Source organism: Pseudomonas sp. S3_A03 (assembly GCF_054668275.1).
The window spans coordinates 3,581,743-3,607,798 of the sequence record NZ_CP162753.1 but is presented as its reverse complement, the minus strand read 5'-3'; the positions used below and the strand labels follow the sequence as shown (position 1 = coordinate 3,607,798).

The following is a 26,056-nucleotide window of genomic DNA, read 5'->3' as shown; positions in this document are numbered from 1 at the left end:
AACCTTGTTGCAGACCTCAATGACCGCGCTGAAATACCTCCAGGCCTACCCGCCCGCTCTTCAGGAACAAGTGCGCCAACTGATCGCCAAGGACCAGTTGGGTGCCTATCTGGACCAGCGTTACCCCGAACGCCATGCCGTACAGAGCGATAAGGCCCTGTACGCCTACGCCTTGGCCTTGAAGCAGGAGCACCTGCGCAACGCTCCCGCCATCGACAAAGTGCTGTTCGATAACCGCCTGGACCTGACCCACCGCGCCCTCGGCCTGCACACCACGATTTCGCGGGTGCAGGGCGGCAACCTGAAGGCCAAGAAAGAGATCCGCATTGCCGCGCTGTTCAAAGAGGCGGCACCGCAATTCCTGCGCATGATCGTGGTACATGAGCTGGCGCACTTCAAGGAATCGGACCACAACAAGGCGTTCTATAAACTCTGCGACTACATGATGCCAGGCTACCACCAGGTGGAATTCGACCTGCGCGTGTACCTCACGTATCGCGACCTGCAGGGCAAACCCTGACCGCACAAGGCGACCCACCATGGAAGTGAGCAAGACCAAAAGCAGTTTCTATCGCCGTCTGTACGTGGCGTACCTGATCGACAGTGGGCTGGCCAGCAGCGTCCCGGCGTTGACCGACGCCACCGGCATGCCCCGACGCACGGCGCAGGACACGATTGCGGCGTTGGCCGACCTGGATATCGTGTGTGAATTCGAGCAGCAGGAAGGTGCCCGCAACCATGCCGGGCAGTATCGGATTCGTGATTGGGGGGCGATTGATCGGCGCTGGATCGAGGGTAATCTGGCGGCCATCAAACAGGTTTTGGGTTATCCCTGACGTTTGCGCTGAACCGGCTGGCGCCATCGGGAGCAAGCCCCCTTCCACATGTGAGAGGGGAGATGTGGCCCCTCAAGCGCGCCGCATACCGATATGAGGGATGTCATCCTCAAGGTATTCCTCACCCGCCACCATAAACCCGTACTTCCCGTAATACCCCTGCAAATGCGCCTGGGCTGACAGAAAAATCGGCGTTTCGGGCCAAATCTCTTCGATTTGACGCAGAGTTTCTTCCATCATCTGGTGCCCCAAACCAGTACCGCGTGCCGCTGGCGCAACGATCACCCGGCCGACCACTACGTCACCGCCCTGGGATTCCGGGTCCAGCAGGCGCAGGTAGGCCACCAACGCATCATCTTTCCAGGCCATCAGGTGGTGGGTATCGCCAGCCAGGTCCTGCCCGTCGATGTCCTGATAGACGCACTTCTGCTCGACAACGAAGACTTCGCTGCGCAAACGCAGGATGGCATACAGCTGCTCCTTGCCCAGGTCGCTGTGATGTTTGCAAACCCAATCGACTGTCATGGTGTGGTCTCACGTAAATGTCTGTGCTGGATAGTAAGCGCGGTGGGCGGCGGTGTCTAAATCAACTATTTTTGTGAATGAAATCAATTTGCCATCATTGAGTGCGTTCACCGGCCGTTTCTTTGTGTAATCTGAGCTAATGTTAGAGCCTCAGGCATTGCCTGAACCAAGGCCATTGCCTGCCCGCCAAGGACTTTGAGCATGCTGCGACTCTCTCGTGCCGTTGCGTTGATTGGAGTGTTGTTGCTGGCGGCGCCTGCGTTTGCAGAGCGTCTGCGCCTGCGTTTGGTTGCAGATGCCTGGCCCCCCTTTACCGATGCCACGTTGATCAACGGCGGGCTGGCGACCGATATCGTCAGCACCGCCCTGGCCCGTGCGGGTTATGCCAGTGAGTTTGAACAGGTGCCGTGGGCTCGGGCGCTGATGGGCGTGGGCGACGGGCGCTATGACGTGCTGATCAACGCCTGGTACGACGATGCCCGCACGCACCTGGGAGAGTTCTCCGGCGAGTACCTGGTCAACCGCGTGCGGTTTATCAAGCGTCGCGACGACCCCATCGAGTATCAGAACCTTGAACAATTGCACGACTACCCCGTCGCCGTGGTGCGGGGGTATGCGTATTCAGCAGCGTTCGATGGGGATACGCAGTTGCAGAAAGTCCCGGTGCATAACTTCGCCATGGCCGTGCGCATGCTGGCGGCGCAGCGGGTGCGGCTGACGGTGGAGGATGAATATGTCGCGCGTTATTACTTGTCCCGCGAATCGCCCAAAGTGCGCAATGCGGTGGAGTTCCTGCCCAAGCCGCTGAGTGAAAACAGTCTGCATATCCTGGTAAGCCTCAAGCACCCCGAGCACGCGCAGATCGTGGCCGGGTTTGATCGGGAGATTGCCAGGATGAAGGCCGATGGCAGCTATGCACGGTTGATGAGTGCACATGGGATGTAGCGGCCTAAGCCGCGCTGGTGTCCTTGATCAAATGCGCCGCCAACGTACGCAGCGGCCCCAACTGCCGGCAGATCAACGCCAACTGCGTCTGCACCAGTCGCTGCCCTTCATCGATCTCATCCGGCATCTGCTCCAGGTCCGCGGCCAGGGCTTCCTCGGCATCGCTCTGGATCGCAATGGGTTGCTTGTTGGCCAGCCCCGTGGCGATCTCATCGATGCTCGCCGCGAGGGTCTTGCCCGCGCCGTCGATCAGGTGTTCGTGCACCTCGGCCGGCAGTTGCGTGTCGCGGTGCGCGCCGAGCCCTGACAAGTAGCTGAGCAAGGTATGGGACAGCACCAGGAAACGGAAACCCACGTCCGCTTCCTTACGGAAATGCCCCGGCTCCATCAACATATTGGCCAGGGTGGTCGACAGTGCCGCGTCGGCGTTGTGCGCGTTGCGCCGGGCCAGGCGATAAGCCAGGTCGTCGCTCTTGCCGGCGGCATATTGCTGCATGATCTGGCGCAGGTAGATGCTGTTGCAGGTCAGGGTGTTGGCCAGCACTTTGTTCAGGCGGCGGCCCTGCCAGTCCGGCAGGAACAGGAACACCGCCAGGCCGGCGATCAGGCTGCCGAGCAACGTGTCGAGCAACCGTGGCAAAAACAGCCCGTAGCCATCGCCCACCTGATTGAAGCAGAACAGCACCATCAAGGTAATGGCCGCGGTCGCGAGGGTGTAGCGCGTGGTGCGGTTGATAAAGAACACCAGGCCTGCGGCGATGGCGAACATCGATTGCACCAGCGGGCTGGGGAACAGGTCGAACAGCGCCCAGGCCACGGTGAGGCCGATGGCGGTACCGATGATCCGCTGGCCAAGCTTGCGCCGGGTCGCACCGTAGTTCGGCTGGCACACAAACAGTGTGGTCAGGATGATCCAGTAACCCTGGGACGCGTGAATGACATGCAAGGTGCCGTAGCCGATGCTCAGCGCCAGGGACAGGCGCAGGGCATGGCGAAACAGCAGCGACGTCGGCGTGAGCTGCGTGCGCAGGCGCGTCCACATTTCCTTGAGGTTGCGCGGGGCGCGGTCCAGCAGGTTGCTATCGGTGGCGTCGGCCAGGGCGTCGGGGTTGCTGGCGTCGCCGAGCAGGCGGTCGAGCGTCGACAGGTTGGCCGCCAGCGCCCGCAGCGAGCGCAGCAGGCCGCGCCAGGCCGGGTTGCTCTGGATGCGCAGGTGTTCCAGCGAGGCGTTCAGGTCACTGAGGGCCTCGGCGAAGCTGTCGTCATAGATGAACGGCTGGCGCAACTGGATCGACTCGGCCAGGGCCTGGCAGGCCTTGCCTTGCTGACGCAACAGGCGCTGGCAGCGGAACAGCACATCGCTGTGGAAGAACGCCTCGGCCAGGGCGTTGTAAGGGTAATGGGATGAGCTGGCGCGTTCGTGGATGTCCTGGGCCAGGAAGTACAGTTTGAGGTAGCGACTGACCTTCGAGCCCGGTCGACCATTGCCCACGCGGTGCAGGATGATTTCCTTCGCGGCATTCAGCGCAGCCACGACTCGGCCGTTTTGCTGGGCCAGTTCCAGGCGCCGTGCTTCCACATCCAGTTGGCGGATCGGTTCGAACAACGACGATTTGAGCTTGAGGTAACGCCCCAACTCGCGGAACAACCGCGCCAGGCTCTGCTGCACCGGCTGGTTGGAAAACAGCGCCTGCCACAGCACCGACAACGCGCCGTACCAGGCGGCACCCGCCACCAACAGCAGTGGCTCGTGCCAGAAATCATTCACGGCACCACCGCGCTGGTCCACACCGATCATGGTGTACACCGACAGAATCAGCGTGGCCGATGCAATCGCCCCATAACGTTCGCCCAAGGCGCCGAGCATGGTCAGGCCGAACGTCGCCAGGGCCAGGGAAATGGCGAAAATCCAAGGGTAGGGGAACAGCAACTCCACCGACAGCGCGGCGATGCTGAAACACACCAGCGTCACCGCCAGGGCATTGAGGCGGCCTTGCCAGCTGTCGTCGGTCTCGGCCAGGGCGCTGGCGATAATCCCCAGGAACAGTGGGATCAGCAGGGTCATTTCATCCTGGTACCAGCACAGCGCCATACTGCCGGTAAGGGCGATGAATACCCGAATGCTGTAACTGAATTTATCCAGCGCCCACAGGCGCCGCATGGACTGCTTGAACGAGGTCGATGACATGAAGTCTGGAGTCTTCCGGAGCGATGCCGCTAAATTGAGCTATCAAGGACGCCACGGCAAGGGTGGCGATCACATCCCCGCGCAAATATTTCCCAGGCACGCCGCAAATCAAAATGTGGGAGGGGGCAAGCCCCCTCCCACATGTTTTACCGTGCTGTGTCAGACGTATTGCGCGGCCGCGTAGCCCGAAGCCCACGCCCACTGGAAATTGAACCCGCCCAGGTGACCGGTCACGTCCAGCACCTCGCCGATAAAATACAGCCCCGGGCTTTTCAGCGACTCCATGGTCTTGGACGACACTTCCCGCGTATCCACCCCACCCAGCGTCACCTCGGCGGTGCGATAGCCTTCGGTACCCGCCGGCACCAGCTGCCAGCTCCCCAGTTTTTGCGCGATGTCGGCAATTTCGGCGTGGGTGTATTGCTTCATCGGCTTGGACACGAACCAGGTTTGCGCCAGCAGGTTGGCCATCTTCTTGGTGAAGATTTCACCCAGCAAGGTTTTCAGCTCGCTGTCCGGGCGCTCGGCTTGTTGCTGTTGCAGCCAGGTGTGGGCGTCGTGGTCGGGCAGCAGGTTAATCTCTACGGTGTCGCCGGGTTCCCAGTAGGACGAAATCTGCAGGATCGCCGGCCCGCTCAGGCCACGGTGGGTGAACAGGATGTTTTCGCGAAAGCTCTCGTTGTTGCAACTGACCAGGCAGTCCACGGAGGTGCCCGACAGCTCTGCGCACAACTCCTTGAGCTGATCGGTGATGGTGAACGGCACCAGCCCCGCGCGGGTGGGCAGCAGTTCATGGCCGAATTGCCTGGCCACCTGGTAACCGAAACCGGTCGCGCCCAGGGTTGGGATCGACAAACCACCGGTGGCGATCACCAGGGATTCACACCGCAGCTCGCCCAAGGTGGTCTGCAATTGGTAGCCGCTGTCGAGCCTGGCAATTTCCTCGATGGAGGTGTCCAGGTGCAGGCTGACGCCGGTCTGGATGCACTCATCGAGCAACATGCCGAGGATGTCGCTGGACTTGTTATCGCAGAACAGCTGGCCGAGCTTTTTCTCGTGGTACGGCACGCCGTGCTTGGCCACCAGCCCGATAAAGTCCCACTGGGTGTAGCGGGCCAGCGCGGATTTGCAGAAGTGCGCGTTGTGCGAGAGAAAGTTGGCCGGCTCGGTGTACAGGTTGGTGAAATTGCAGCGGCCACCGCCGGACATCAGGATCTTTTTGCCGGCCTTGTTGGCGTGGTCGATCAGCATCACCTTGCGTCCACGCCCGGCGGCGGTCAGCGCGCACATCAAGCCTGCGGCGCCGGCGCCAATGATCACAACTTCGGTCGAGCGCACAGCAATGTCCTCATACAAATTCTGATGTGAAATACAGTCAAATGTGGGAGGGGGCTTGCTCCCGATTGCGATGTATCAGTAACAGATGTACTGACTGACACACTGCTATCGGGGGCAAGCCCCTCCCACATTGGATCTCCGATAAATATGGAGGTCCGTGTTACAGGATGCGAACGCGCAACGAACGGCCCTTGATCTTGCCGTCATTCAGCCGCTGCAACGCCTGTTTGGCGATGCCACGCTCCACAGCCACGAAGGCCTGGAAATCAAAGATCGCGATCTTGCCCACCTGGGCGCCCGGGATGCCGGCTTCGCCAGTCAACGCGCCAAGAATGTCACCTGGGCGAACCTTGTCTTTACGCCCGGCGGCGATACACAAGGTGCTCATCTGCGGCAGCAACGGGCCACCGCCTTGCGGCTTGAGGTTGTCCAACTGGTCCCAGTTCAGCGGCGATTTCTGCAACTGCTCGATGGCCTGGGCGCGGTGGGCTTCGGACGGCGCGACCAGGCTGATGGCGATGCCGGTCTCACCGGCGCGGCCGGTGCGGCCCACGCGGTGGATGTGGATTTCCGAGTCGCGGGCCAGTTCGACGTTGATCACCATGTCCAGCGCATCAATGTCCAGGCCGCGAGCGGCAACGTCGGTGGCAACCAGTACCGAGGTGCTGCGGTTTGCGAACATCGCCAGCACCTGGTCACGGTCGCGCTGCTCCAGGTCGCCATGCAGGCCGACGGCGGAAATGCCCTTGGCCGTCAGGTGATCCACGGTTTCCTGCACTTGCTGCTTGGTAAAGCAGAACGCCACGCAGGAGGCCGGACGGAAGTGCGCGAGGACCTTGGTCACCGCGTCCATGCGCTCTTGCGGCGAGATCTCGTAGAAACGCTGCTCGATCTGGTCGTCGGAGTGGAACGCTTCGGCTTTCACTTGCTGAGGCGCACGCATGAACTTGGAGGCCAGTTGCTTGATGCTCACCGGGTAAGTGGCCGAGAACAGCAGGGTCTGGCGGCGCGGTGGGGTCTTGCTGATGATGTCTTCGATGGCGTCGTAGAAGCCCATGTCGAGCATGCGGTCGGCTTCGTCGAGGATCAGGGTGTTCAAGCCGTCGAGTACCAGCGAGCCCTTGCGCAGGTGTTGCTGGATGCGGCCCGGGGTGCCGACGATGACGTGGGCACCGTGTTCCAGGGACGCGATCTGCGGGCCGAGGGACACGCCCCCGCACAGGGTCAGCACCTTGATGTTGTCTTCGGCGCGGGCCAGGCGGCGGATTTCCTTGGCAACCTGGTCGGCCAGCTCACGCGTCGGGCACATCACCAGCGCCTGGCAGCCGAAGTAACGCGGGTTGATCGGGTTCAACAGGCCGATACCAAATGCAGCGGTCTTGCCGCTGCCGGTCTTGGCCTGGGCAATCAGGTCCAGCCCTTTGAGGATCACCGGCAAGCTTTGCGCCTGGATCTGCGTCATCTCGACATAACCCAGCGAGTCGAGGTTAGCCAGCATGGCGGCGGACAAGGGCAAAGTATTAAAAGCGGTGGCGATGGTAGTCACGGGGCTGGCTCTGCAAAACAAAATGTCGCGCAGTGTACCAGCCCTGTGGGAATTTCCCTGCAAGTTCTAGACGAGACGCCGGTCAATGCTCGATATGCTGCTCTGGGCTGGCCGCGCGTTTGCCGTCTGTTGGCGACAGTTGCAGGAAGATCCCCGCGGCCAGCATCGCCATGATGCCCACGGTGAGGAAGGTCAACTGGAACGCGCCGAGCACCGTGCTCACGCCGTCGTTGCCGGTTTCTGCGGTAAAGCCGCCGAGCAACGCGCCGGCGCATGCCACGCCGAGGCTCAGGGACAGTTGCGCCACGACCGACAGCAAACTGTTGCCGCTGCTGGCCTGGGCGTCGTCGAGGTCGATCAGGGTGACGGTATTCATCGCGGTAAATTGCAGCGAGTTGATGGCCCCCAAAACCGCCAGCATGCCCAGCAGCAACGGGTAGGGCGTGTGCTCCGTAACCAGCCCCATGCTGGCCAACATGATCCCCAACGCCAGGGTGTTGCCGGTGAGCACCACGCGGTAACCCAGGCGCTCGATCAGCGGGCGGGCGATGGACTTGGCAAACATCGCCGCCGCCGCCAGAGGCAACATGCTCATGCCAGCCTGCGACGGCGAATAACCCAGCGCCACTTGCAACAGCAGCGGCACCAGGAACGGCAGCGCACCACTGCCCAACCGTGCGAACAGGTTGCCCAGGATGCCCACCGCGAAAGTGCGCGTCTTGAACAGCACCGGCGAGAACAGCGCATTGTCGATATGCCCGGCGCGCAGCCAATACGCCGCCAGGCACGCCAGCCCGCCGAACAGCAGTAACATCACCCGCAGGTGCGGCAGGTGCAGTTCGCCCAGGCCTTCCATGGCGATGGTGATCAGCACCATCGCCGCGCCAAACAGCAAAAAGCCCGCGCCGTCGAAGCGTGTGCGCTCGCTGCCGCGCAAGTCGGGGATGAATTTCCACACGGCGTAGCAGCCGATCATGCCCACCGGCAGGTTGATCAGGAAGATCCAGTGCCAGGTCAGGTATTGCACCATCCAGCCGCCCATGGTCGGGCCGAGCAGGGGGCCGAGCAGGCCGGGGATGGTAATGAAGCCCATGATTCGCACCAGTTCGGAGCGGGGGTAGGCGCGTAACACCACCAGCCGCCCGACCGGCAGCATCAACGCACCGCCCAGACCCTGCACCACCCGTGCACCCACCAACATGGTCAGGCTGCTGGACAAGGCGCACAGCAAGGAGCCGATGCTGAACAGCATGATCGCGCCAAAGAAGATTTTCTTGGTGCCGAAGCGGTCGGCGATCCAGCCCGATGCCGGGATCAGCAACGCGACGGTGAGCATGTAGGCGATCACCACGCCTTGCATGCGCAGCGGGTTTTCCGCCAGGTCTCGGGCCATGGCCGGCAGCGCCGTGTTCAGAATCGTCCCGTCCAGCGACTGCATGAAGAAGGCGATCGCTACCACCCAGGGGAGCCAGCGGGCGGTCTTGGCATCGAGAGGGGCGCGATTCGGCATGGGATCCCTTTTGTTAGCAGGCTATGTGTCGGCGATTATGCGCCATCCGCCTCTGCTTTTCCCACTGGCGGTTCGTCTAAGTCCGACAACGCCGCGTGCTCGCCCACCAAAAAATTCAACAGCGCACGATGCACCGCCAACGCGGCTTCGCGGGACTCCAGATCAAGCAAGTGGCCAGTGTGCTCGGCGACGGCGAAGCTGCTGCGCCCCACGTACTGCTTGAACAACCGGGCATCGGCGGCCGGCGTGTATTGATCCAGCGCGCCATTGAGGAAATGCACCGGCGTTTCAATCTGCCTGAGTGCTGGCAAGTAGTTGCCATCCCCCAACGCCAGCACCTGATGGATATGAAAGCGCGCCTGGCGGTACTCGGTGGTGGCCATGTTCGCCAGGTGACGATGGTTGTTGCGCTTGAGACGCGGCGACAGGTATTGGCCCACCGTCTCGTTGAGCAAGTGGCCGACGGCGGATTTGTCATCGGCCTCGATCAGCACGCGCACGCGCTCCACATAGTCGAGCATCGCCGGGTTGAGGTTGGGCGCCAGGGCCATCACCACCGAGCTTTCGATGGAGGGCGGGTTATGCGCCAGGGTCAGCAGCGTCGAGATGCCGCCCCACGAGGCCGACACCAGGTGGTTGACCTCAAAACGCTCGACCAGGGCGCGCAGCATCTGCACTTCGTCGTCCTTGGTTACCAGGTCCAGGTCGGTGTTGTACTCACGCGAATAGCCGGAGAACGGCAGATCAAACAGCAGCACATTGAAATGCTCCGCCAGGCATTTGCTGGTGCGGGCGAAGGAGCGCGTGGTCGACAGTGCGCCGTTGACCATCAGCACGGTCTTCTTGTGCGGGTCGTTACCGAGTTGTTCGACGTGGACGTTGTAGTGTTTGAACAACTTTTGTATGACCAAACTTCCATGGTTCATCGCAGCACTCCCTGTGGTGTGGCGGTATGCCATTAACCCTTATAACGAGGTTTTTTGCAGGCGACAACAGGCCGCCCATGCACGCGGGGGGGAAGAGAATTGACTGAAGGAAGGGCCGAAACCGAGCTGTCTGAAATTAACGCAATACAGTGTGGGAGGGAGAGCAAGCCCCCTCCCACAGGGATTTTGGTGTTTAAAGGGTCAGGGTCAGGCGCTTGATCAAGGCACCGGGAAGCAGATTGGATGAAGTATTGCGCTGCCCATAGGTGCTGGCCGACAGCAGCAGCTCGCGTTCCGCCGTCAGCGCTTCCAATTGCGAACCCAGCAAGCTGTAGACGCTGTCATCAAAGCGCATGGTGCTGATCGGCGCCTTGATTTTGCCGTCTTCTACCCAGAATGTGGCGAAGCGCGTCATGCCGGTCAGGCGCGCCGCCGGCAGGTCGGAGTAATTGAGGTACCACAGGTTGCTGATGTACAGCCCGGTGCCCAACTGTTTGAGGATATCGGCCTGGGCCAGGCTGCCCGCCGCCATCTGCAAGGCGCTGGGGGCTTCGTCGCTGCTGGCGCCGTTGGCGCTCAGGCCATACTCGGCGGCGCTGCGCGAATTGACCAGTCGGCCGTCGGCCTTGCCGGCGTTAATCAGGGTCACATCGCTGCGCGGGTAGCCTTCCGTGGAGAACGCCTGGCTCAGGGAGCCGCTGATCTGTTCATTCACGGTCACCAGCGGGCTCAGGTGCTGCTCACCGGCATACAGTCGTTGCAATGAGCTGCCCTTGCTGGCGATGGCTTGGGCGGAGAACCCACCCCAGTTGATGATGCCGATGATTTCTTCCAGCGCGGCCGGCGCCAGATAGGCGCGGTACTCTCCGGGCGGCAATGGGTGCAGTGGGCGGTCGAGGAACACCAATTGCTCGCGCGCCTGCTGCAAGCGCGCGGCGAACTCGGCGCTGTCCCAGGTGTGCCCGGCGTAGCTGGCTTTGACCGCTTCGCCATTGGCATGGAACAGGCTGAAATCGAAGTTGAAGCTATTGGCCTGGTGCCAGCCGAACGCCCCGTCGGAGCTGGCAAAGCCACGGCTGATCGGGCCGGCGGCGTAGATGCCGACCAGGTCTACGCCGGCGGCGGCCTGGCTGATGTCTTCCAACACCTGCGCCAGTTGGGGCAGCGGCCGCGCCTGTTCATTGCTGCTTTGCCAGGCGTTGTGGTTGAGCAACAGGTACGGGTCCGGCGGCAACAACGGCAAGGTTTCGCGCAGTTGCTGCAAGCCCTCGGCGAGGCGTTGGCGGTCCAGTTCCGGCTCGCCGGCCAGGGTAATGCCCAGGTCGGCATGCCGGCCGTTATTGATCAGTTTCAGGTTGAGGCTGGCCTGCTGCACCTGGCCGGCCTGGCGTACCTTGGCATGGTTGAAGCGCACGAACTCAGAGGCTTCCGCCGCGTAGCCGAGGTGAAATTGTTCCTTGTCGGTGACGGCCTGTTTGAGCCACTCCACCAGCGCCTTGAAATCATTCATCAGGCATCTCCCCCAAATACGTCGACATTGCTGAATACACAGGCCGGCGATGCATGGCCGACGCGGATCACCTGGTTGGGCTCGCCCTTGCCGCAATTCGGCGTGCCCAACACCTTGAAGGTGCTGGCGTCGCCCACGGCGCTGAGCTTGCGCCAGAACTGCGCGGAAATGGCGCGGTAGTTGGGGTTCTTCACCACACCCTTGAACTCGCCGTTTTCGATCAACTGGCCCCATTCGCAGCCGAATTGGAACTTGTTGCGTGCGTCATCAATGGACCATGAGCGGTTGGTCGACATCAGGATGCCGTTTTCGATGCCGCCCACCAGTTGTGCCAGGCTCTTGTCGCCCGCTTCGATATTCAGGTTGGCCATACGGTCGATCGGCGGGCGGTTCCAACTGCTCGCACGGCTGTTGGCCACGCCGCCCAGCCCGGCGCGAAATTGCGACAACGCCCCACCCAGCGGCTTGAGCAGCAGCCCCTCGCGGATCAGGAATTGCTTGCTGGCGCGGGTGCCGTCGTCGTCGTGGCTGTAGCTGGCGAGCTGCTCGGGAATGTCCGGGTCGAAGGTCACGTTGAGCAGCTTGGAGCCGTATTGCAGATGGCCGAAGTCGCTGGCCTTCACAAAGCTGGTGCCGGCGTAGTTGCGCTCGTCACCAAGAATGCGGTCCAGTTCCAGCGGGTGGCCGATGGATTCGTGGATCTGCAGGATCATCTGGTCGGGCATCAGCAGCAGGTCGCGCGGGCCCTGGGGTGTGTTCGGCGCCAGCAGCAGTTGCAGGGCTTCGTCGGCCACCCGTGGCGCCGCACCGACCAGGTCGAAGCGGTTGATCACATCAAAGCCGCCCTGCTGGCCGAAGTTGGTGCCGCCGAGGGTGCGGGTCTGGCTGTCGCTGCCATCAAAGGCGGTGACGTTGACGCCTGGGAATACAAAACGCTGGGCCTGACGCAGTACGGCGCCGGCGGTGTTCAGGTAGATCTGCTCGACGTGGGTCATGCCCAGGCTCACGTCCCAGCTCACCAGGCGCTCGTCCCTGGGCACGGCGGCCGACGCGTCGCCCAGCAACTGGTAGCAATCGCTCAAGGACGGGAAGGGCTGGCCGAGGTCGGGCGACAGGTAATCGGCGACGTCGCTGGACACCTGTTGCTCGCGCAGGTCGAGCAACGCGTGGGGTTTGATGCGCCGGGCCTGCTGCTCGGCGCGCTCGAGGGCGGCTTGCAGGCCGGCAAGCGAGATATCGTTGGTCGCGGCGTAGGCTTCAACCCCGTTGAGGCGCACGGTGAGCATGGCGCCTTCGTCGTGGCTCAGGTGCGGCGGTTCGGCGACGTTCTTGCGTACCGACAGGTAGTGGCCGGATTCGCGGACGTAGCGTAGGGAGAAAAATTCGGCGGCGGTGCGCAGGGCACTGAAGTGTTTTTTGAGTGTGGCGTGGTGGTCGAACATGGGGCCTTCCTTGTGGGCGGCTCAGCGCGGGCAGGCAAACAGAGTAGGCCTGGGCTGGGGGCTGATCAAGGAAAGTGTAAAGGCAGGGGTGTGGTTTCTGGTCGGGCCTCATCGGGGGCAAGCCCCTCCCACATTTGACTGTGTTTACGCATCTGAATGGGTGAACACAGTCAGTGTGGGAGGGGGCTTGCTCCCGATAGCGGCGCCACGGTGTATCAGTTACTGCGCAATCTCACGCAACGGCTTGCCACGCACCGGCGCATCGCCCGCCACGTAGTAGTCGGCGGTGCTGCGCGGCAGTGGCTTGCGCCCACGAATCTTGTCGGCGATTTTCTCGGCGATCATGATCGTCGGCGCGTTCAGGTTGCCGGTGGTGATGATCGGCATGATCGACGCATCGACCACACGCAGGCCTTGCATGCCATGCACGCGACCTTCGCCATCCACCACGGCCATCTCGTCGGTGCCCATCTTGCACGAGCACGAAGGGTGGAACGCAGTCTCGGCGTGCTCGCGGATGAACCTGTCCAGTTGCTCATCGGTTTGCACCTCGATACCGGGGCTGATTTCGCGGCCACGGTACGGGTCCAGTGCCGGTTGCTGCATGATTTCACGGGTCAGGCGGATGCCATCGCGAAATTCCTGCCAGTCCTGTTCGGTGGCCATGTAGTTGAAGAGGATGCTCGGGTAGTCCCGTGGGTTCTTCGACTTCAGCTGGATACGGCCACGGCTCGGCGAACGCATGGAGCCCATGTGCGCCTGGAACCCGTGCTCTTTCACACCATTGCTGCCGTTGTAGTTAATCGCTACCGGCAGGAAGTGGTACTGGATATTCGGCCATTCGAATTCTTCACGGGTACGGATAAAACCGCCCGCCTCGAACTGGTTGCTGGCGCCGATACCGGTACCGTTGAACAGCCATTCGGCACCGATGGCCGGCTGGTTGTACCAGAGCAGCGACGGGTACAGCGACACCGGCTGGGTGCACGCATATTGCAGGTACAGCTCAAGGTGGTCCTGCAGGTTTTCGCCGACGCCGGGCAGGTCGTGAACCACCGGGATGTCGAGGCTTTCCAGCAATTTGGCCGGGCCCACGCCGGAGCGTTGCAGCAATTGCGGCGAAGCGATGGCGCCGCTGCACACCAGTACTTCCTTGCGTGCACGGGCTTCAACGCGCTCTTCGGCGGCGCCGATCAGGTAACGCACGCCCACCGCGCGCTTGCCTTCGAACAACACCTTATCGGTGAGGGCGTGGGTGACGATGGTCAGGGTCGAGCGCTTTTTAGCCGTGTCCAGGTACCCGCGTGCGGTGCTGGCGCGACGGCCGTTGGGCGTGACGGTACGGTCCATCGGGCCGAAACCTTCCTGCTGGTAGCCGTTCAAGTCTTCGGTACGCGGGTAACCGGCCTGCACGCCGGCTTCGACCATGGCGTGAAACAGCGGGTTATTGCCGGCTTTAGGCGTGGTCACGCTGACCGGGCCATCGCCGCCGTGCCAATCGTTGGGGCCGATGTCGCGGGTTTCGGCCTTGCGGAAATACGGCAGGCAGTCGAGGTAGGTCCAGTCTTCCAGGCCCGGCAGTTTCGACCAGTTGTCGTAGTCCATGGCGTTGCCACGGATGTAGCACATGCCGTTGATCAGCGAGGAACCGCCCAGGCCCTTGCCCCGGCCGCACTCCATCCGGCGACCGTCCATGTGCGGCTCCGGGTCGGTCTCGTAGGCCCAGTTGTAGCGGCGGCCTTGCAGGGGGAACGCCAGGGCGGCAGGCATCTGGGTACGGAAGTCGAGGCGGTAGTCCGGGCCACCGGCTTCCAGCAACAGGACGGTGACGCCTTCGTCTTCGGTCAGACGGGTCGCCAGGGTGTTACCGGCGGAGCCGGCACCCACAATGATGTAATCGTATTCTTGGGACATTGGATGCACCCTCTTTGAGGTGGGGTCAGGTCGGGCCTCATCGGGGGCAAGCCCCTCCCACATTTGGAATGTGTTCACCAATCAAAGTGTGGGAGGGGGCTTGCCCCGATGGCGGCCTCAAAGGCACTACAAATCTCGGGTGTTAGAACACCGAGGCGTAGTCGCCCAGCTCAACCTGTACCGATTTGATGCGAGTGAAGTTGTTCAGCGAGCTGATGCCGTTCTCACGGCCCACGCCCGACTGCTTGTAGCCACCCACCGGCATCTTCGCGTCGGACTCGCCCCAGGCGTTGATCCAGCAGATACCCGCTTCCAACTGATGAATCACGCGGTGGGCGCGGTTCAGGTCCTTGGTGACCAGGCCGGCGGCCAGGCCGAAGTCGGTGTCGTTGGCGCGGCGGATCACTTCTTCTTCAGTCTCGTAGGTGAGGATGCTCATCACCGGGCCGAAGATTTCTTCGCGCACGATCACCATGTCGTCGGTGCAGTCGGTGAACACGGTCGGTGCCACGAATGCGCCTTTGGCCAGGTCGCCCTCGGTCAGGCGGTCGCCGCCGCACAGCAGGCGGGCGCCTTGCTCTTTGCCCTTGGCGATATAGCCCAGCACGCTTTCCATATGGGCAAAGCTGACCAGCGGGCCGAAGTTGGTGTTTTCGTCTTGCGGGTTGCCGATGCGAATGCGCGCCACGCGCTCGACGATCTTGGCTTCGAACGCCGCTTGCAAATGCTTGGGCACGAACACGCGGGTGCCGTTGGTGCAGACCTGGCCGGAGCTGTAGAAGTTGGCCATCATCGCGGTGTCGGCGGCGCGGTCGAGGTCGGCATCGTCGAAAATGATCAGCGGGGACTTGCCGCCCAGCTCCATGGTCACGTCCTTGAGCGACGAACTCGACGCGCTGGCCATGACTTTCTTGCCGGTGTCGGTGCCGCCGGTGAACGAGACTTTCTCGATGCGCGGATGCTCGGTCAGCCAGGTGCCGACTTCACGGCCGCTGCCGGTCAGCACGTTGAACACGCCCGCCGGTACGCCGGCTTCGGTGTAAATCTCGGCCAGTTTCAGGGTGGTCAGCGAGGTGACTTCGCTGGGCTTGAAGATCATCGCGTTACCGGCCGCCAGCGCCGGTGCGGATTTCCACAGGGCGATCTGGATCGGGTAGTTCCACGCGCCGATACCGGCGACCACGCCCAGTGGCTCGCGGCGGGTGTAGACGAAGGCGGTGTCGCGCAGCGGGATCTGCTCGCCTTCGATGGCCGGCACCAGGCCTGCGTAGTATTCCAGCACGTCGGCGCCGGTGACGATGTCGACGTACTTGGTTTCGGAGAAGGCTTTACCGGTGTCCAGGGTTTCCAGGGCGGCCAGTTCATCGTTGCGCTCGCGCAGGATGTCGACGGCACGACGCAGGATGCGCGAACGCTCCATGGCGGTCATGGCGGCCCAGATTTTCTGGCCTTTTTCGGCGCTGACCACGGCACGTTCAACGTCGTCTTTGGTGGCGCGTTGCACTTGGGCGAGAACTTCACCGTTAGCCGGGTTGATGGCTTCGAAGGTGGCATCGCTGCCAGCGTCGCTGTAGCCGCCGTCAATGTAGAGTTTTTGCAGGTCGAAACGGGCCATAAAGTCCTCGCAAGTGCATAAGTGGTTGGCGTTACCCGCCGCACAAGGGGCGGCGGACGTTCAGGGGTTGAGCGGTTATAGGTGCTCTAACTCACCTGCTTGGCCAATTGGAAATCCATGTATTCGTGAGCGATGCGTTGCGCCTGCTCCGTATCGAAAGCGTCTCCCGACAGGGCACCGCGCAACCACAAACCGTCGATCAGGGCCGCCAGGCCTCGGGCTGCGCTGCGTGCCTCGGGCAACGGCAGCGTGCGGCGGAACTGGCAGCACAGGTTGGAATACAGACGCTGATCGTTGATCCGCTGCAACCTGTGCAAAGACGGGTGATGCATGCTGGAGGCCCAGAAGGCCAGCCAGGTTTTCATTGCCGGGCCGTTGACCTGGCTGGCGTCGAAGTTGCCGGCGACGATCACCTGGAGGTGAGCGCGTGGGCTGTCGTCTTTCAACGCCTGTCGACGGGCGTGGATGTTTTCCATCAGCACGCTCATCAAGTACTGCATCGTCGCTGCGATCAGGCCGTTCTTGTCCCGAAAGTAGTGACTGATGATGCCGTTCGAAACGCCGGCCAAACGGGCGATCAACGCAATGCTGGCATCTCCCATCCCGACCTGATCGATGGCCGTCATCGTGGCTTCGATCAATTGCTGGCGGCGTATGGGTTGCATACCGACCTTGGGCATGTAGCACCTCTCCTTAGGCCTGCCGACGGGCGATCACGTCCATCGGCTTGAAGGCCAGTCTATTTTGTTTTGATTGAACGTTCAATCAACAAAGAATAAGCTCTGCGACAAATCGTCGCTGCTGGCAGGTATTTCCTACTTGAAAGACAGCGACATCTGACACCTGGAAAACCCCGCAAACGCCCTATGCACCGCCTCGGCGGGGGCAGGGATTTTCGGGCTGTCTTTATAACACCCGTCCGTCGACTGCCGAAAAATCGATGGCGCGGGATAACCGTTGCCTTGTGTTTCTCTCTCGCACTGCCTGGAGCATCTGCGCCATGAGTTCTGCCTCTCTAATAAAGACCCCGCCGGAAAAGGTGCGGGTCAACGGTTGGGTGTTCTACACCTCCACCGCGCTGATTCTGTTGTTGACCGCCATCCTGATCATCGCCCCGCAGGAGGCCGGGCGCATGCTCGGCGTCGCCCAGGCCTGGCTTTCCAAAAGCTTCGGCTGGTACTACATGGTGGTGATCGCCGCTTACCTGGTGTTCGTGGTCGGCCTGGCGTTTTCGTCCTACGGCAAGTTGAAATTGGGCAGCAAGGACGACACCCCGGACTTCAGCTACGGCGCCTGGGCCGGGATGCTGTTTTCGTCGGGCATCGGCATTTCGCTGCTGTACTTCGGTGCGTCCGAACCGTTGGACCACTACTTCAACCCGCCCGAAGGCGCGGCGGCCAGCAATGGCGCGGCACGCCAGGCATTGCAACTGACCTTCCTGCATTGGGGCCTGCATGGCTGGGCGATCTACGCCCTGGTCGGCCTGGCCGTTGCGTACTTTGCGTACCGCCACAACCAGCCGCTGGCCTTGCGTTCGGCGCTGTACCCGCTGGTGGGCGAGCGGTGGGTGAAGGGCGCGGCCGGCCACGCGGTGGACGGTTTCGGCATGTTCGTAACCCTGCTGGGCCTGGTGACCAACCTGGGGATCGGCGCGATGCAGGTGTCGTCCGGGCTGGAAAACCTGTTCGGCATGCAGCACAACAACACCAACCTGTTGATCGTGATCATCGTGATGAGCACCGTGGCGACCATCGCCGCCGTGTCGGGGGTGGAGAACGGCATTCGTCGCTTGTCCAACCTCAACATCGTGCTGTTCAGCGGTTTGCTGATCTTTGTGCTGTTGTTCGGCCCCACCCTGCACTTGCTCAACGGCCTGGTGCAGAACACCGGTGACTACCTCAACGGCATCGTGCTGAAAACCTTCGACCTGTATGTGTACGCAGGCGATGGCGACAAAACCGAGCGCTGGATGGGCCTGTGGACCCTGTTTTACTGGGCCTGGTGGATTTCCTGGGCACCGTTCGTGGGCATGTTCATCGCGCGTATTTCCCGTGGCCGCACGGTACGTGAACTGGTGGCCGGCGTGCTGCTGATCCCGCTGGGTTTCACCCTGGCGTGGCTGTCGATCTTCGGTAACTCGGCACTGGACCTGGTGCTGAACCAGGGTGCGGTGGCGTTGGGCAAGACCGCCCTGGAACAACCCTCCATGGCGATCTACCAACTGCTGGAACATTACCCGGCGTCGAACATTGTTATCGGTGTGTCGATCTTCGTGGGCTTTGTGCTGTTCCTGACCCCGGCGGATTCCGGCGCGGTGATGATGGCCAACCTTTCCTGCAAAGGCGGCAACGTAGACGAAGATGCGCCGCACTGGCTGCGGATCTTCTGGTCGGCGGTGATCACCCTGGTGACCATCGGCCTGTTGTTTGCCGGTAACTTCGAAGCCATGCAGACCATGGTGGTGCTGGCGGGGCTGCCGTTCTCGGTGGTGTTGATTTGCTTTATGTTCGGTTTGCACAAGGCCATGCGCCAGGATGTGGCCATCGAACAGGAGCAGGCGCAATTGGCTGAACGTGGGCGCCGTGGTTTCAGCGAGCGCTTGACCGCCCTGGACCTGCAACCGAGCCAGGCCACCGTGCAACGCTTTATGGACAAGCACGTGACGCCGGCGCTGGAAGAGGCCGCGACTGCGTTGCGTGAGCAAGGGCAGGATGTGCAGACGCTGCTGGGTAAATCCAAGCGTTGCATTGGCGTGCGCATCGAGATGGAGGAGGGCAACCCGTTTGTCTACGAAGTGAGCCTGGATGCTTACTCGGCGGCGCCGAGCGACGTGCCGGAAGAAGAACGCATCCGCTATTACCGGGCCGAGGTGTACCTGCACAACGGGCCTCAGGAGTACGACCTGATGGGCTTCGCCCAGGAACAGATTACCCGGGACGTGCTCGATCAGTTTGAAAGCCATCGGCAGCTCCTTGGCCGGGTCTATAGCTGACAGTTGAGCTTGGCAGTGCTTTAAATGTGGGAGGGGGCTTGCTCCCGATGGCAGTGTGTCAGTCAGTACCGCTGTTACTGATACACCGTCATCGGGAGCAAGCCCCCTCCCACATTGACCCTGTTTCTTCAGTGGGTTTTGCAGTGTGGGTCAGCCCAGGTTTTTGCCCAGCAGGGCATGGTAGAGCTCACTGTCGCCCAGAATTCCCACCACCTTGTTGTTGTCGTGCAACACCAGCTTGTTTCCCGTCTGGTAACGAATCTGCAACGCATCGCGCATGCCGATATTGGAGTCCACCAGCGTCGGCACGCGGCCCAAACCTTCCACGGCTTGCCCCGGTGCCCAGTTCTGCAGGTTCATCACCACGCCATTCTGGCGCGCGCCCTGAATGGTGTTGCCTTCGGCCAGGTCCAGCCATGAGTCGCCGCCCGGGTCCAGGCATACCGAGCCGTTGACGCGCGTGCAGTTGTCCAGCGTGCGCATCAGGCTGCGGCCGCACAGTACGTTCAGCGGGTTGGTATGGGCGACGAAGGTGCGTACATAGTCGTCCGCCGGGTTCAGCACGATCTCTTCCGGCACGCTGTACTGGATGATCTTGCCGTCTTTCATGATCGCAATACGGCTGCCCAGCTTGAGCGCCTCGTCGAGGTCGTGACTGACGAACACGATGGTTTTGCTCAGCTTGCGTTGCAGCTCCAGCAGTTCGTCCTGCAAGCCTTGGCGGATCAGCGGGTCGAGAGCGGAGAAGGGTTCGTCCATCAGCAGGATGTCGGCGTCCATCGCCAACGCGCGCGCCAGGCCGACGCGCTGCTGCATGCCGCCGGACAGCTCATCGGGCTTCTTGTTGCGCCATTGGGTCAGGCCCACCAGCTCCAGTTTCTCGTCCACCAGCTTGCGCCGTTCTTTCTCGGGGCGGCCCTGCATTTCCAGGCCGAAGCTGATGTTTTCGCGCACCGTCAGCCAGGGCATCAGGGCGAACTTCTGGAACACCATGGCGATGCGCTTGGTGCGCATCATTTTCAGCTCGGCCGGGGTGCACGAGGCGATGTCGATCTGGCGACCTTCATGCTCCACAAACAGCTGGCCACGGCTCACGGTGTTGAGGCCGTTGATGCAGCGCAGCAAGCTCGACTTGCCGGAGCCCGACAGGCCCATCAGCACGCAGATCTCGCCTTTCTCGATGTCCAGGCTGGCTTTTTCAACGCCGACGATCTGCCCGGTCTTTTTCAGAATCTCGTTACGGCTCATGCCCTGGTCCAGCAGCTTGAGCGCTTCGCGTGGGTCTTTGGAGAAGATCACGTCGACTTTGTCGAATCGGATAATGCTCATGCATCACCCCCTACTTTAGCGTCGGGTTGTTTGCAGATGCGGTCGAGCATGATGGCCAGCAACACAATCGCCAGGCCGGCTTCGAAGCCCAGGGCAATGTCGGCGGTGTTCAGTGCGTTGACCACCGGCTTGCCGAGGCCATCGGCACCTACCAGGGCGGCGATCACCACCATCGACAGCGACAGCATGATGCATTGGGTAATGCCGGCGGCAATGCTCGGCATGGCGTGGGGCAGTTCAATGCGCGAGAGCAACTGACGGCGCGAGCAGCCAAAGGCCTTGCCGGCGTCCATCAACTCTTGCGGTACATCGCGGATACCCAGGTAAGTCAGGCGGATGGGCGCGGCAATCGCGAACACCACCGTGGAAATCAAACCAGGCACCACACCCAGCCCGAAGAGGGTCAGGGTAGGGATGAGGTAGACGAAGGTCGGTACGGTCTGCATCAGATCGAGCACCGGCCGCATCATGGTGTAGAACATCGGTTTGTGCGCGGCAACAATGCCCAGCGGCACGCCGATGACCACGCAGACCAGCGTGGCGAACAGCACCTGCGCGAGGGTCTCCATGGTTTCCTGCCAGTACCCCAGGTTGAGGATCAGCAGGAAGGAGGCGATGACAAAAACAGTCAGTCCCCATTTACGTTGAATAAAGTGAGCCAGCAGCGCAATCAGACCGATCAATGCCAGCGGATTGAACCAGGTCAGCGCAAACGTCACGCCGTGGATCATCGTTTCCAGTGTCGATGCGATTGCGTCGAAGTAGTTGGCGCCGTGTTGGGTCAACCATTCGACGAAGGCAGCGATGTACTGGCCTAGTGGGATTTTCTGTTCAGTCAGCATGGTAGTGAATGTCCACATGCGAAGAGGGAAACGTCCCGGGCCAGCGCACCGGCCCGGGGTCAGCAGGTATTACTTGGCGAGGTAAGCTTTGACTGCATCGAGCCCTGGTTTGCCATCAACGGTGGTGACACCGGCGAGCCAGGTGTCGAGCACTTGCGGGTTCTTTTTCAGCCAGGCCTTGGCGGCGGCGTCGGCCTTCATTTTGTCGTCCAGGACGTTACCCATCAGCGTGCTTTCCATGTCCAGCGTGAACACCAGGTTTTTCAGCAACTGACCCACGTTGCTGCATTCCTGGGTGTAGCCCTTGCGGACGTTGGTGTAGATGGTGGCCTGACCGTAGTTGGGGCCGAACGAGTCGTCACCGCCGGTCAGGTACTTCATCTTGAAGCGGGTGTTCATCGGATGCGGTTCCCAGCCCAGGAACACGATGGCCTGGTCGCGCTTGGAGGCGCGTTCGACCTGGGAGAGCATGCCGGCTTCGCTGGACTCGACCACCTTGAAGCCGGCGGTTTTGAGGCCGAAGGCGTCTTTGTCGATCAGCGTCTGGATGGTGCGGTTGCCGTCGTTACCTGGCTCGATGCCGTAGATCTTGCCACCCAGCTCATCCTTGAATTTGGCGATGTCGGCGAAGTCTTTCAGGCCTTTGTCGTACAGCGCCTGTGGGACCGCCAGGGTGTACTTGGCGTTCTCCAGGTTGGCGCGCACGGTTTCCACGGTGCCCGCATCACGGTACTGCTTGATGTCGTTTTCCATGGTCGGCATCCAGTTGCCGAGGAAGATGTCCATGTTCTTGCCGTCAGCCAGTGACTTGTAGGTCACCGGTACCGAAATCATCGTGGTGCGCGGCTTGTAGCCCAGGCCCTTGAGGATTTCGCTGGTGGTCGCGGTGGTGACGGTGATGTCGGTCCAGCCGACATCGGAGAAGTTGACGGTCTTGCACTGTTCCGGTTCTGCAGCGTGCGCCATGACTGGCAGACTCAGCATGGCGGCCAACAACAACGAGGGTGAACCTTTCATCTGGGTAGACTCCTGTGTTTTTTCTGGCGGCCTTCGCCGCGCTTTATAAGTGTTGCGGTTGGAGCGTGCGACAACAGCTCTGCCACGGTGCCTTGCAAACGAGTCGAGACTGATCATGTACCAGTGAAAATCTGACGCCTACAGGGTGCGTCGTATCCAGTACAGGGAGGGTCGTATCCAGTGTTGGTGACGTCGTTTACAGCTTTTTCCCAAGGTAAAACCACGGGATTTGCTCATCTGCACCGCAAAAAACGGCCAAAAACAGTGTTCGCACGCAAGCGACGCTGGTGAGCATGGATGCGTCGGTGTGAGACGCCGTGACGGCAGATAAAACCTTGATGATGCTGCCATCTGGGCCTGTAGCTCGCGTAACCCTTTCTTGATCCCAATTTCGGCGCCGGCTGTCCATATCCTGCGTTGCTGCTCCTCGCCATAGCGGAGCTATGACTCGTCGCAGCGCCTTGGCTATGAACAGCCGGCATCCGAACTTGGGCTCAATAAAGGGCCACGCGAGCTACGAGCGTAGCAGCTCACTGTTGCCCGGCCCGTGCTTATCGAGGAGTTCCACGTTAATGGCTATCAGCGTTTTCGACCTGTTCAAGATCGGCATCGGGCCTTCGAGTTCTCACACCGTCGGCCCCATGCGCGCCGCGGCGTTGTTCGTCCAGGCACTGCGTGGGCGCGAATGGTTGGAACAGGTTCGGCGTGTCGAAGTTCAGCTGTACGGCTCATTGTCGGCCACCGGCATCGGCCATGGCAGCGACACCGCCACCATCATGGGCCTGATGGGCGAATGGCCGGACGCGATCGACCCCTCGCAAATCGGCCCACGCATCCATACCCTGCGCGAAACCGACACCCTGCTGCTGGACGGGCGTTTGCCGGTGCCGTTTGTGTGGGCCCGGGACATGCGCCTGCTCGATGAAAACCTGCCGTTCCATCCCAACGCCATGACCCTGGTGGTGTATGGCGATGACGGTGAGCTGCACCGCGACACTTACTACTCGGTGGGCGGCGGTTTTGTGGTGGATGAAGCCCAGGCCCAAAGCGGCGTGGCGGACATGGACCGCACCGAACTGCCCTATGACTTTTCCAGCGCCGTGGAGCTGTTGCACCTGTGCAAGACCCACAACCTGCGCGTCGCCGAGTTGATGCTGGCGAATGAAAAGGTCTGGCGCTCCGAAGAAGAAATCCGCAGCGGCTTGATGAAACTCTGGCGTGCCATGCAGGACTGCGTGGAGCAGGGCCTCAAGCACGAAGGCATCCTGCCTGGTGGCCTGAACGTGCGCCGTCGCGCGGCCAAGTTGCACCGCAGTTTGCAAGAGCTGGGCAAACCCAATGTGATCGGCTCGACCCTCAGCGCCATGGAGTGGGTCAACCTGTTCGCCCTGGCGGTCAACGAAGAAAACGCCGCCGGTGGGCGCATGGTCACCGCACCCACCAATGGCGCGGCGGGCATCATCCCGGCGGTGCTGCACTACTTTATGAAGTTCAGTGAAGAAGTCACCGAGGCCAACGTGGTCGACTACCTGCTCGGCGCGGCGGCGGTAGGGATCCTGTGCAAGAAGAACGCTTCGATCTCCGGCGCCGAAGTCGGCTGCCAGGGTGAGGTGGGTTCGGCGTGCGCGATGGCTGCGGCGGGGCTCGCGGAAATCCTGGGCGCCACGCCGGAGCAACTGTGCAACGCCGCCGAAATCGGCCTGGAACATAACCTCGGCCTGACCTGCGACCCGGTGGGCGGGCTGGTGCAAGTGCCGTGCATCGAGCGCAACGCAATCGCGGCGGTCAAGGCGATCAACGCCGCGCAAATGGCCCTGCGTGGCGACGGCCAGCACTTTATCTCCCTGGACCGGGTGATCCGCACCATGCGCGATACCGGCGCAGACATGCATGACAAGTACAAAGAGACGTCGCGGGGTGGCTTGGCGGTCAGCGCGGTTGAGTGCTGAGACCGGGTCGCCTGCATCGCGGTGGTTCAGGCGACACTGCTCATAAAGTGAACACCCAAGCCAAAAGCGCCACCTTTTAGCGCGTCGCAAACAGATAAGTAGCTCCCAAACGATTTCCCCTCGACCTTCTGTCGCCCGTGCTTTGGGTGACAGACCCGTCCCACCCCCTCAAAGCGCCTTCCCACAAGTGCTACCGATCTGCTCACGCACTGTGGCGAGCCTGCTCCTACGTCGTTTTCAGGCTATATCCCGCACATCCCGCGCGGGCTTATATAGACGCGTCAACAGGTCGTTTTCAGGATTTATTGAATACGCATTCAATTTTAGGCACGGCATTTGCTCTATCCATTCAAAGCCTCTCTTCTTTACAGATGAAGAGCGCAATAACAAGAGCCTCGCCTGAGGCCATCACCCGCTTTGTGTGAGGAGATACCGCGATGACGTCGTTCAACTCAGGGGCCCAACCCCAGAACCGTGCGCCTCAATCCATCGGCTTTTTGCTGCTGGACAATTTCACGCTGATTTCCCTGGCGTCGGCAGTCGAACCGCTGCGCATGGCCAACCAGTTGTCCGGTCGCGAGCTGTATCGCTGGACCACGCTGAGTGTGGATGGCAACCAGGTCTGGGCCAGCGACGGTCTGCAAATCACTCCCGATGCCTCCATGCACAAAGCCCCGGTGCTCGACACCGTCATCGTATGCGGCGGCGTGGGGATCCAGCGCACCGTCACCCGTGAACACGTGTCGTGGCTGCAAAGCCAGGCGCGCCAGTCCCGTCGCCTCGGCGCGGTGTGCACCGGCAGTTGGGCCCTGGCCTGCGCCGGTCTGCTCGACGGATTCGATTGCAGTGTGCATTGGGAATGCCTGGCCTCGATGCAGGAAGCCTTCCCCCGTGTATCGATGAGCACCCGCCTGTTCACCCTCGACCGCAACCGCTTCACCAGCTCCGGCGGCACTGCGCCGCTGGACATGATGCTGCACCTGATCAGCCGCGACCACGGTCGTGAACTGTCGGCCGCCATCTCCGAGATGTTCGTGTACGAACGCATCCGCAACGAACAGGATCACCAGCGCGTGCCGCTCAAGCACATGCTCGGCACCAACCAGCCGAAGCTGCAGGAAATCGTCGCGCTGATGGAAGCCAACCTGGAAGAGCCGATCGACCTGGACGAACTGGCGGTGTACGTCGCCGTGTCGCGTCGCCAGTTGGAGCGCCTGTTCCAGAAATACCTGCACTGCTCACCGTCGCGCTACTACCTCAAACTGCGCCTGATTCGTGCACGGCAGCTGCTCAAGCAAACGCCGATGTCGATCATCGAAGTGGCGTCGGTGTGCGGGTTTGTGTCCACGCCGCACTTCTCCAAGTGCTACCGCGAATACTTCGGTATTCCGCCACGCGATGAGCGCGTGGGTTCCAACACTGCCCAGCAGGTGGCGATGATGCCGATTCCGCAGGCGCTGGTGCTGGCGCCGTTGGCGGGGCCGATGTCGGCGTTGAGCCAGGCGCGCAATGAGTCGACGTTTGCCAGCGTAAGGCTTTAAACCGAGTTGACCGCATCGCAGGCAAGCCTCCTCCCACACTGGACCATGGACGGACGCGGTCAAGTGTGGGAGGGGGGCTTGCCCCGATAGC

General features: G+C 61.6%; 20 protein-coding genes. 6 read left to right on the top strand and 14 right to left on the bottom strand.

Annotated features, from left to right (window positions below; all coding sequences use genetic code 11):
- Positions 1-19 precede the first annotated feature (19 nt).
- Together AB4O25_RS16450 and AB4O25_RS16445 are read left to right on the top strand one after the other, a co-directional pair.
- Positions 20-520: a M48 metallopeptidase family protein gene (locus AB4O25_RS16450; protein WP_017531032.1), complete on the top strand. Its 501-nt coding sequence runs from the start codon at positions 20-22 to the stop codon at positions 518-520.
- A gap of 19 nt (positions 521-539) precedes the next feature.
- A complete protein-coding gene (locus AB4O25_RS16445; protein WP_460149783.1) occupies positions 540-836 on the top strand; it encodes a winged helix-turn-helix domain-containing protein in 297 nt (98 codons plus the stop codon).
- Between the two features lie 72 nt (positions 837-908).
- Here the strand turns inward: AB4O25_RS16445 and AB4O25_RS16440 are convergent, their stop codons facing one another.
- Positions 909-1,361 (bottom strand): GNAT family N-acetyltransferase, encoded by a 453-nt coding sequence (locus tag AB4O25_RS16440; RefSeq protein ID WP_460149781.1) that lies wholly within the window; start codon positions 1,359-1,361, stop codon positions 909-911.
- A 201-nt stretch (positions 1,362-1,562) separates the two neighbouring features.
- Between AB4O25_RS16440 and AB4O25_RS16435 the strand changes: the two genes are divergently transcribed.
- Positions 1,563-2,306 carry a substrate-binding periplasmic protein gene (locus tag AB4O25_RS16435; protein ID WP_017531035.1) on the top strand — a complete coding sequence of 248 codons (744 nt, stop codon included), beginning with the start codon at positions 1,563-1,565 and terminating at the stop codon, positions 2,304-2,306.
- 4 nt (positions 2,307-2,310) lie between these two features.
- Here the strand turns inward: AB4O25_RS16435 and yccS are convergent, their stop codons facing one another.
- The 10 genes from yccS to betI all read right to left on the bottom strand — a co-directional run bounded on the left by yccS (position 2,311) and on the right by betI (position 16,975).
- Complete coding sequence (gene yccS / locus AB4O25_RS16430; RefSeq protein WP_017531036.1) at positions 2,311-4,494, bottom strand: YccS family putative transporter; 2,184 nt, start codon at positions 4,492-4,494, stop codon at positions 2,311-2,313.
- 159 nt (positions 4,495-4,653) lie between these two features.
- Positions 4,654-5,832, bottom strand: coding sequence for a BaiN/RdsA family NAD(P)/FAD-dependent oxidoreductase (locus tag AB4O25_RS16425; protein WP_017531037.1), 1,179 nt, complete (start codon positions 5,830-5,832; stop codon positions 4,654-4,656).
- A gap of 160 nt (positions 5,833-5,992) precedes the next feature.
- On the bottom strand, positions 5,993-7,330 hold the full coding sequence (gene dbpA, locus AB4O25_RS16420) for an ATP-dependent RNA helicase DbpA (protein ID WP_241665007.1): 1,338 nt from the start codon (positions 7,328-7,330) through the stop codon (positions 5,993-5,995).
- Positions 7,331-7,460: 130 nt separating this feature from the next.
- Positions 7,461-8,888 (bottom strand): multidrug transporter subunit MdtD, encoded by a 1,428-nt coding sequence (mdtD, locus tag AB4O25_RS16415; protein WP_017531039.1) that lies wholly within the window; start codon positions 8,886-8,888, stop codon positions 7,461-7,463.
- Between the two features lie 35 nt (positions 8,889-8,923).
- A complete protein-coding gene (locus AB4O25_RS16410) occupies positions 8,924-9,814 on the bottom strand; it encodes an alpha/beta fold hydrolase (RefSeq protein WP_017531040.1) in 891 nt (296 codons plus the stop codon).
- A 193-nt stretch (positions 9,815-10,007) separates the two neighbouring features.
- Positions 10,008-11,324 (bottom strand): TldD/PmbA family protein, encoded by a 1,317-nt coding sequence (locus tag AB4O25_RS16405; RefSeq protein WP_460149780.1) that lies wholly within the window; start codon positions 11,322-11,324, stop codon positions 10,008-10,010.
- Complete coding sequence (locus AB4O25_RS16400) at positions 11,324-12,766, bottom strand: TldD/PmbA family protein (RefSeq protein ID WP_017531042.1); 1,443 nt, start codon at positions 12,764-12,766, stop codon at positions 11,324-11,326. Before AB4O25_RS16400 ends, AB4O25_RS16405 begins: the two co-directional genes overlap by 1 nt.
- A 219-nt stretch (positions 12,767-12,985) precedes the next feature.
- Positions 12,986-14,680 carry a choline dehydrogenase gene (gene betA, locus AB4O25_RS16395; RefSeq protein ID WP_068938114.1) on the bottom strand — a complete coding sequence of 565 codons (1,695 nt, stop codon included), beginning with the start codon at positions 14,678-14,680 and terminating at the stop codon, positions 12,986-12,988.
- A gap of 142 nt (positions 14,681-14,822) precedes the next feature.
- Positions 14,823-16,295, bottom strand: a complete 1,473-nt coding sequence (gene betB, locus AB4O25_RS16390; protein WP_065879347.1) for a betaine-aldehyde dehydrogenase — start codon at positions 16,293-16,295, stop codon at positions 14,823-14,825.
- 86 nt (positions 16,296-16,381) lie between these two features.
- Entirely contained in the window at positions 16,382-16,975 is a 594-nt protein-coding gene (gene betI / locus AB4O25_RS16385; protein ID WP_003176593.1) for a transcriptional regulator BetI, read from the bottom strand.
- Between the two features lie 377 nt (positions 16,976-17,352).
- Between betI and AB4O25_RS16380 the strand changes: the two genes are divergently transcribed.
- Positions 17,353-19,287 carry a BCCT family transporter gene (locus tag AB4O25_RS16380; protein WP_223271450.1) on the top strand — a complete coding sequence of 645 codons (1,935 nt, stop codon included), beginning with the start codon at positions 17,353-17,355 and terminating at the stop codon, positions 19,285-19,287.
- Between the two features lie 150 nt (positions 19,288-19,437).
- Here the strand turns inward: AB4O25_RS16380 and choV are convergent, their stop codons facing one another.
- From choV to AB4O25_RS16365, 3 genes are all read right to left on the bottom strand, one after another.
- Positions 19,438-20,616 (bottom strand): choline ABC transporter ATP-binding protein, encoded by a 1,179-nt coding sequence (choV, locus tag AB4O25_RS16375; RefSeq protein WP_017531046.1) that lies wholly within the window; start codon positions 20,614-20,616, stop codon positions 19,438-19,440.
- Positions 20,613-21,458, bottom strand: coding sequence for a choline ABC transporter permease subunit (gene choW / locus AB4O25_RS16370; protein ID WP_010207125.1), 846 nt, complete (start codon positions 21,456-21,458; stop codon positions 20,613-20,615). The genes choV and choW overlap by 4 nt, the downstream gene beginning before the upstream one ends.
- Before the next feature lie 69 nt (positions 21,459-21,527).
- Positions 21,528-22,475 carry a choline ABC transporter substrate-binding protein gene (locus AB4O25_RS16365; RefSeq protein ID WP_017531047.1) on the bottom strand — a complete coding sequence of 316 codons (948 nt, stop codon included), beginning with the start codon at positions 22,473-22,475 and terminating at the stop codon, positions 21,528-21,530.
- A 572-nt stretch (positions 22,476-23,047) separates the two neighbouring features.
- Here AB4O25_RS16365 and AB4O25_RS16360 point away from each other — a divergent pair.
- Positions 23,048-24,424, top strand: a complete 1,377-nt coding sequence (locus AB4O25_RS16360) for an L-serine ammonia-lyase (RefSeq protein ID WP_065879348.1) — start codon at positions 23,048-23,050, stop codon at positions 24,422-24,424.
- Between the two features lie 437 nt (positions 24,425-24,861).
- Positions 24,862-25,965 carry a choline metabolism transcriptional regulator GbdR gene (gbdR, locus tag AB4O25_RS16355; protein ID WP_065879349.1) on the top strand — a complete coding sequence of 368 codons (1,104 nt, stop codon included), beginning with the start codon at positions 24,862-24,864 and terminating at the stop codon, positions 25,963-25,965.
- Positions 25,966-26,056 lie beyond the last annotated feature (91 nt).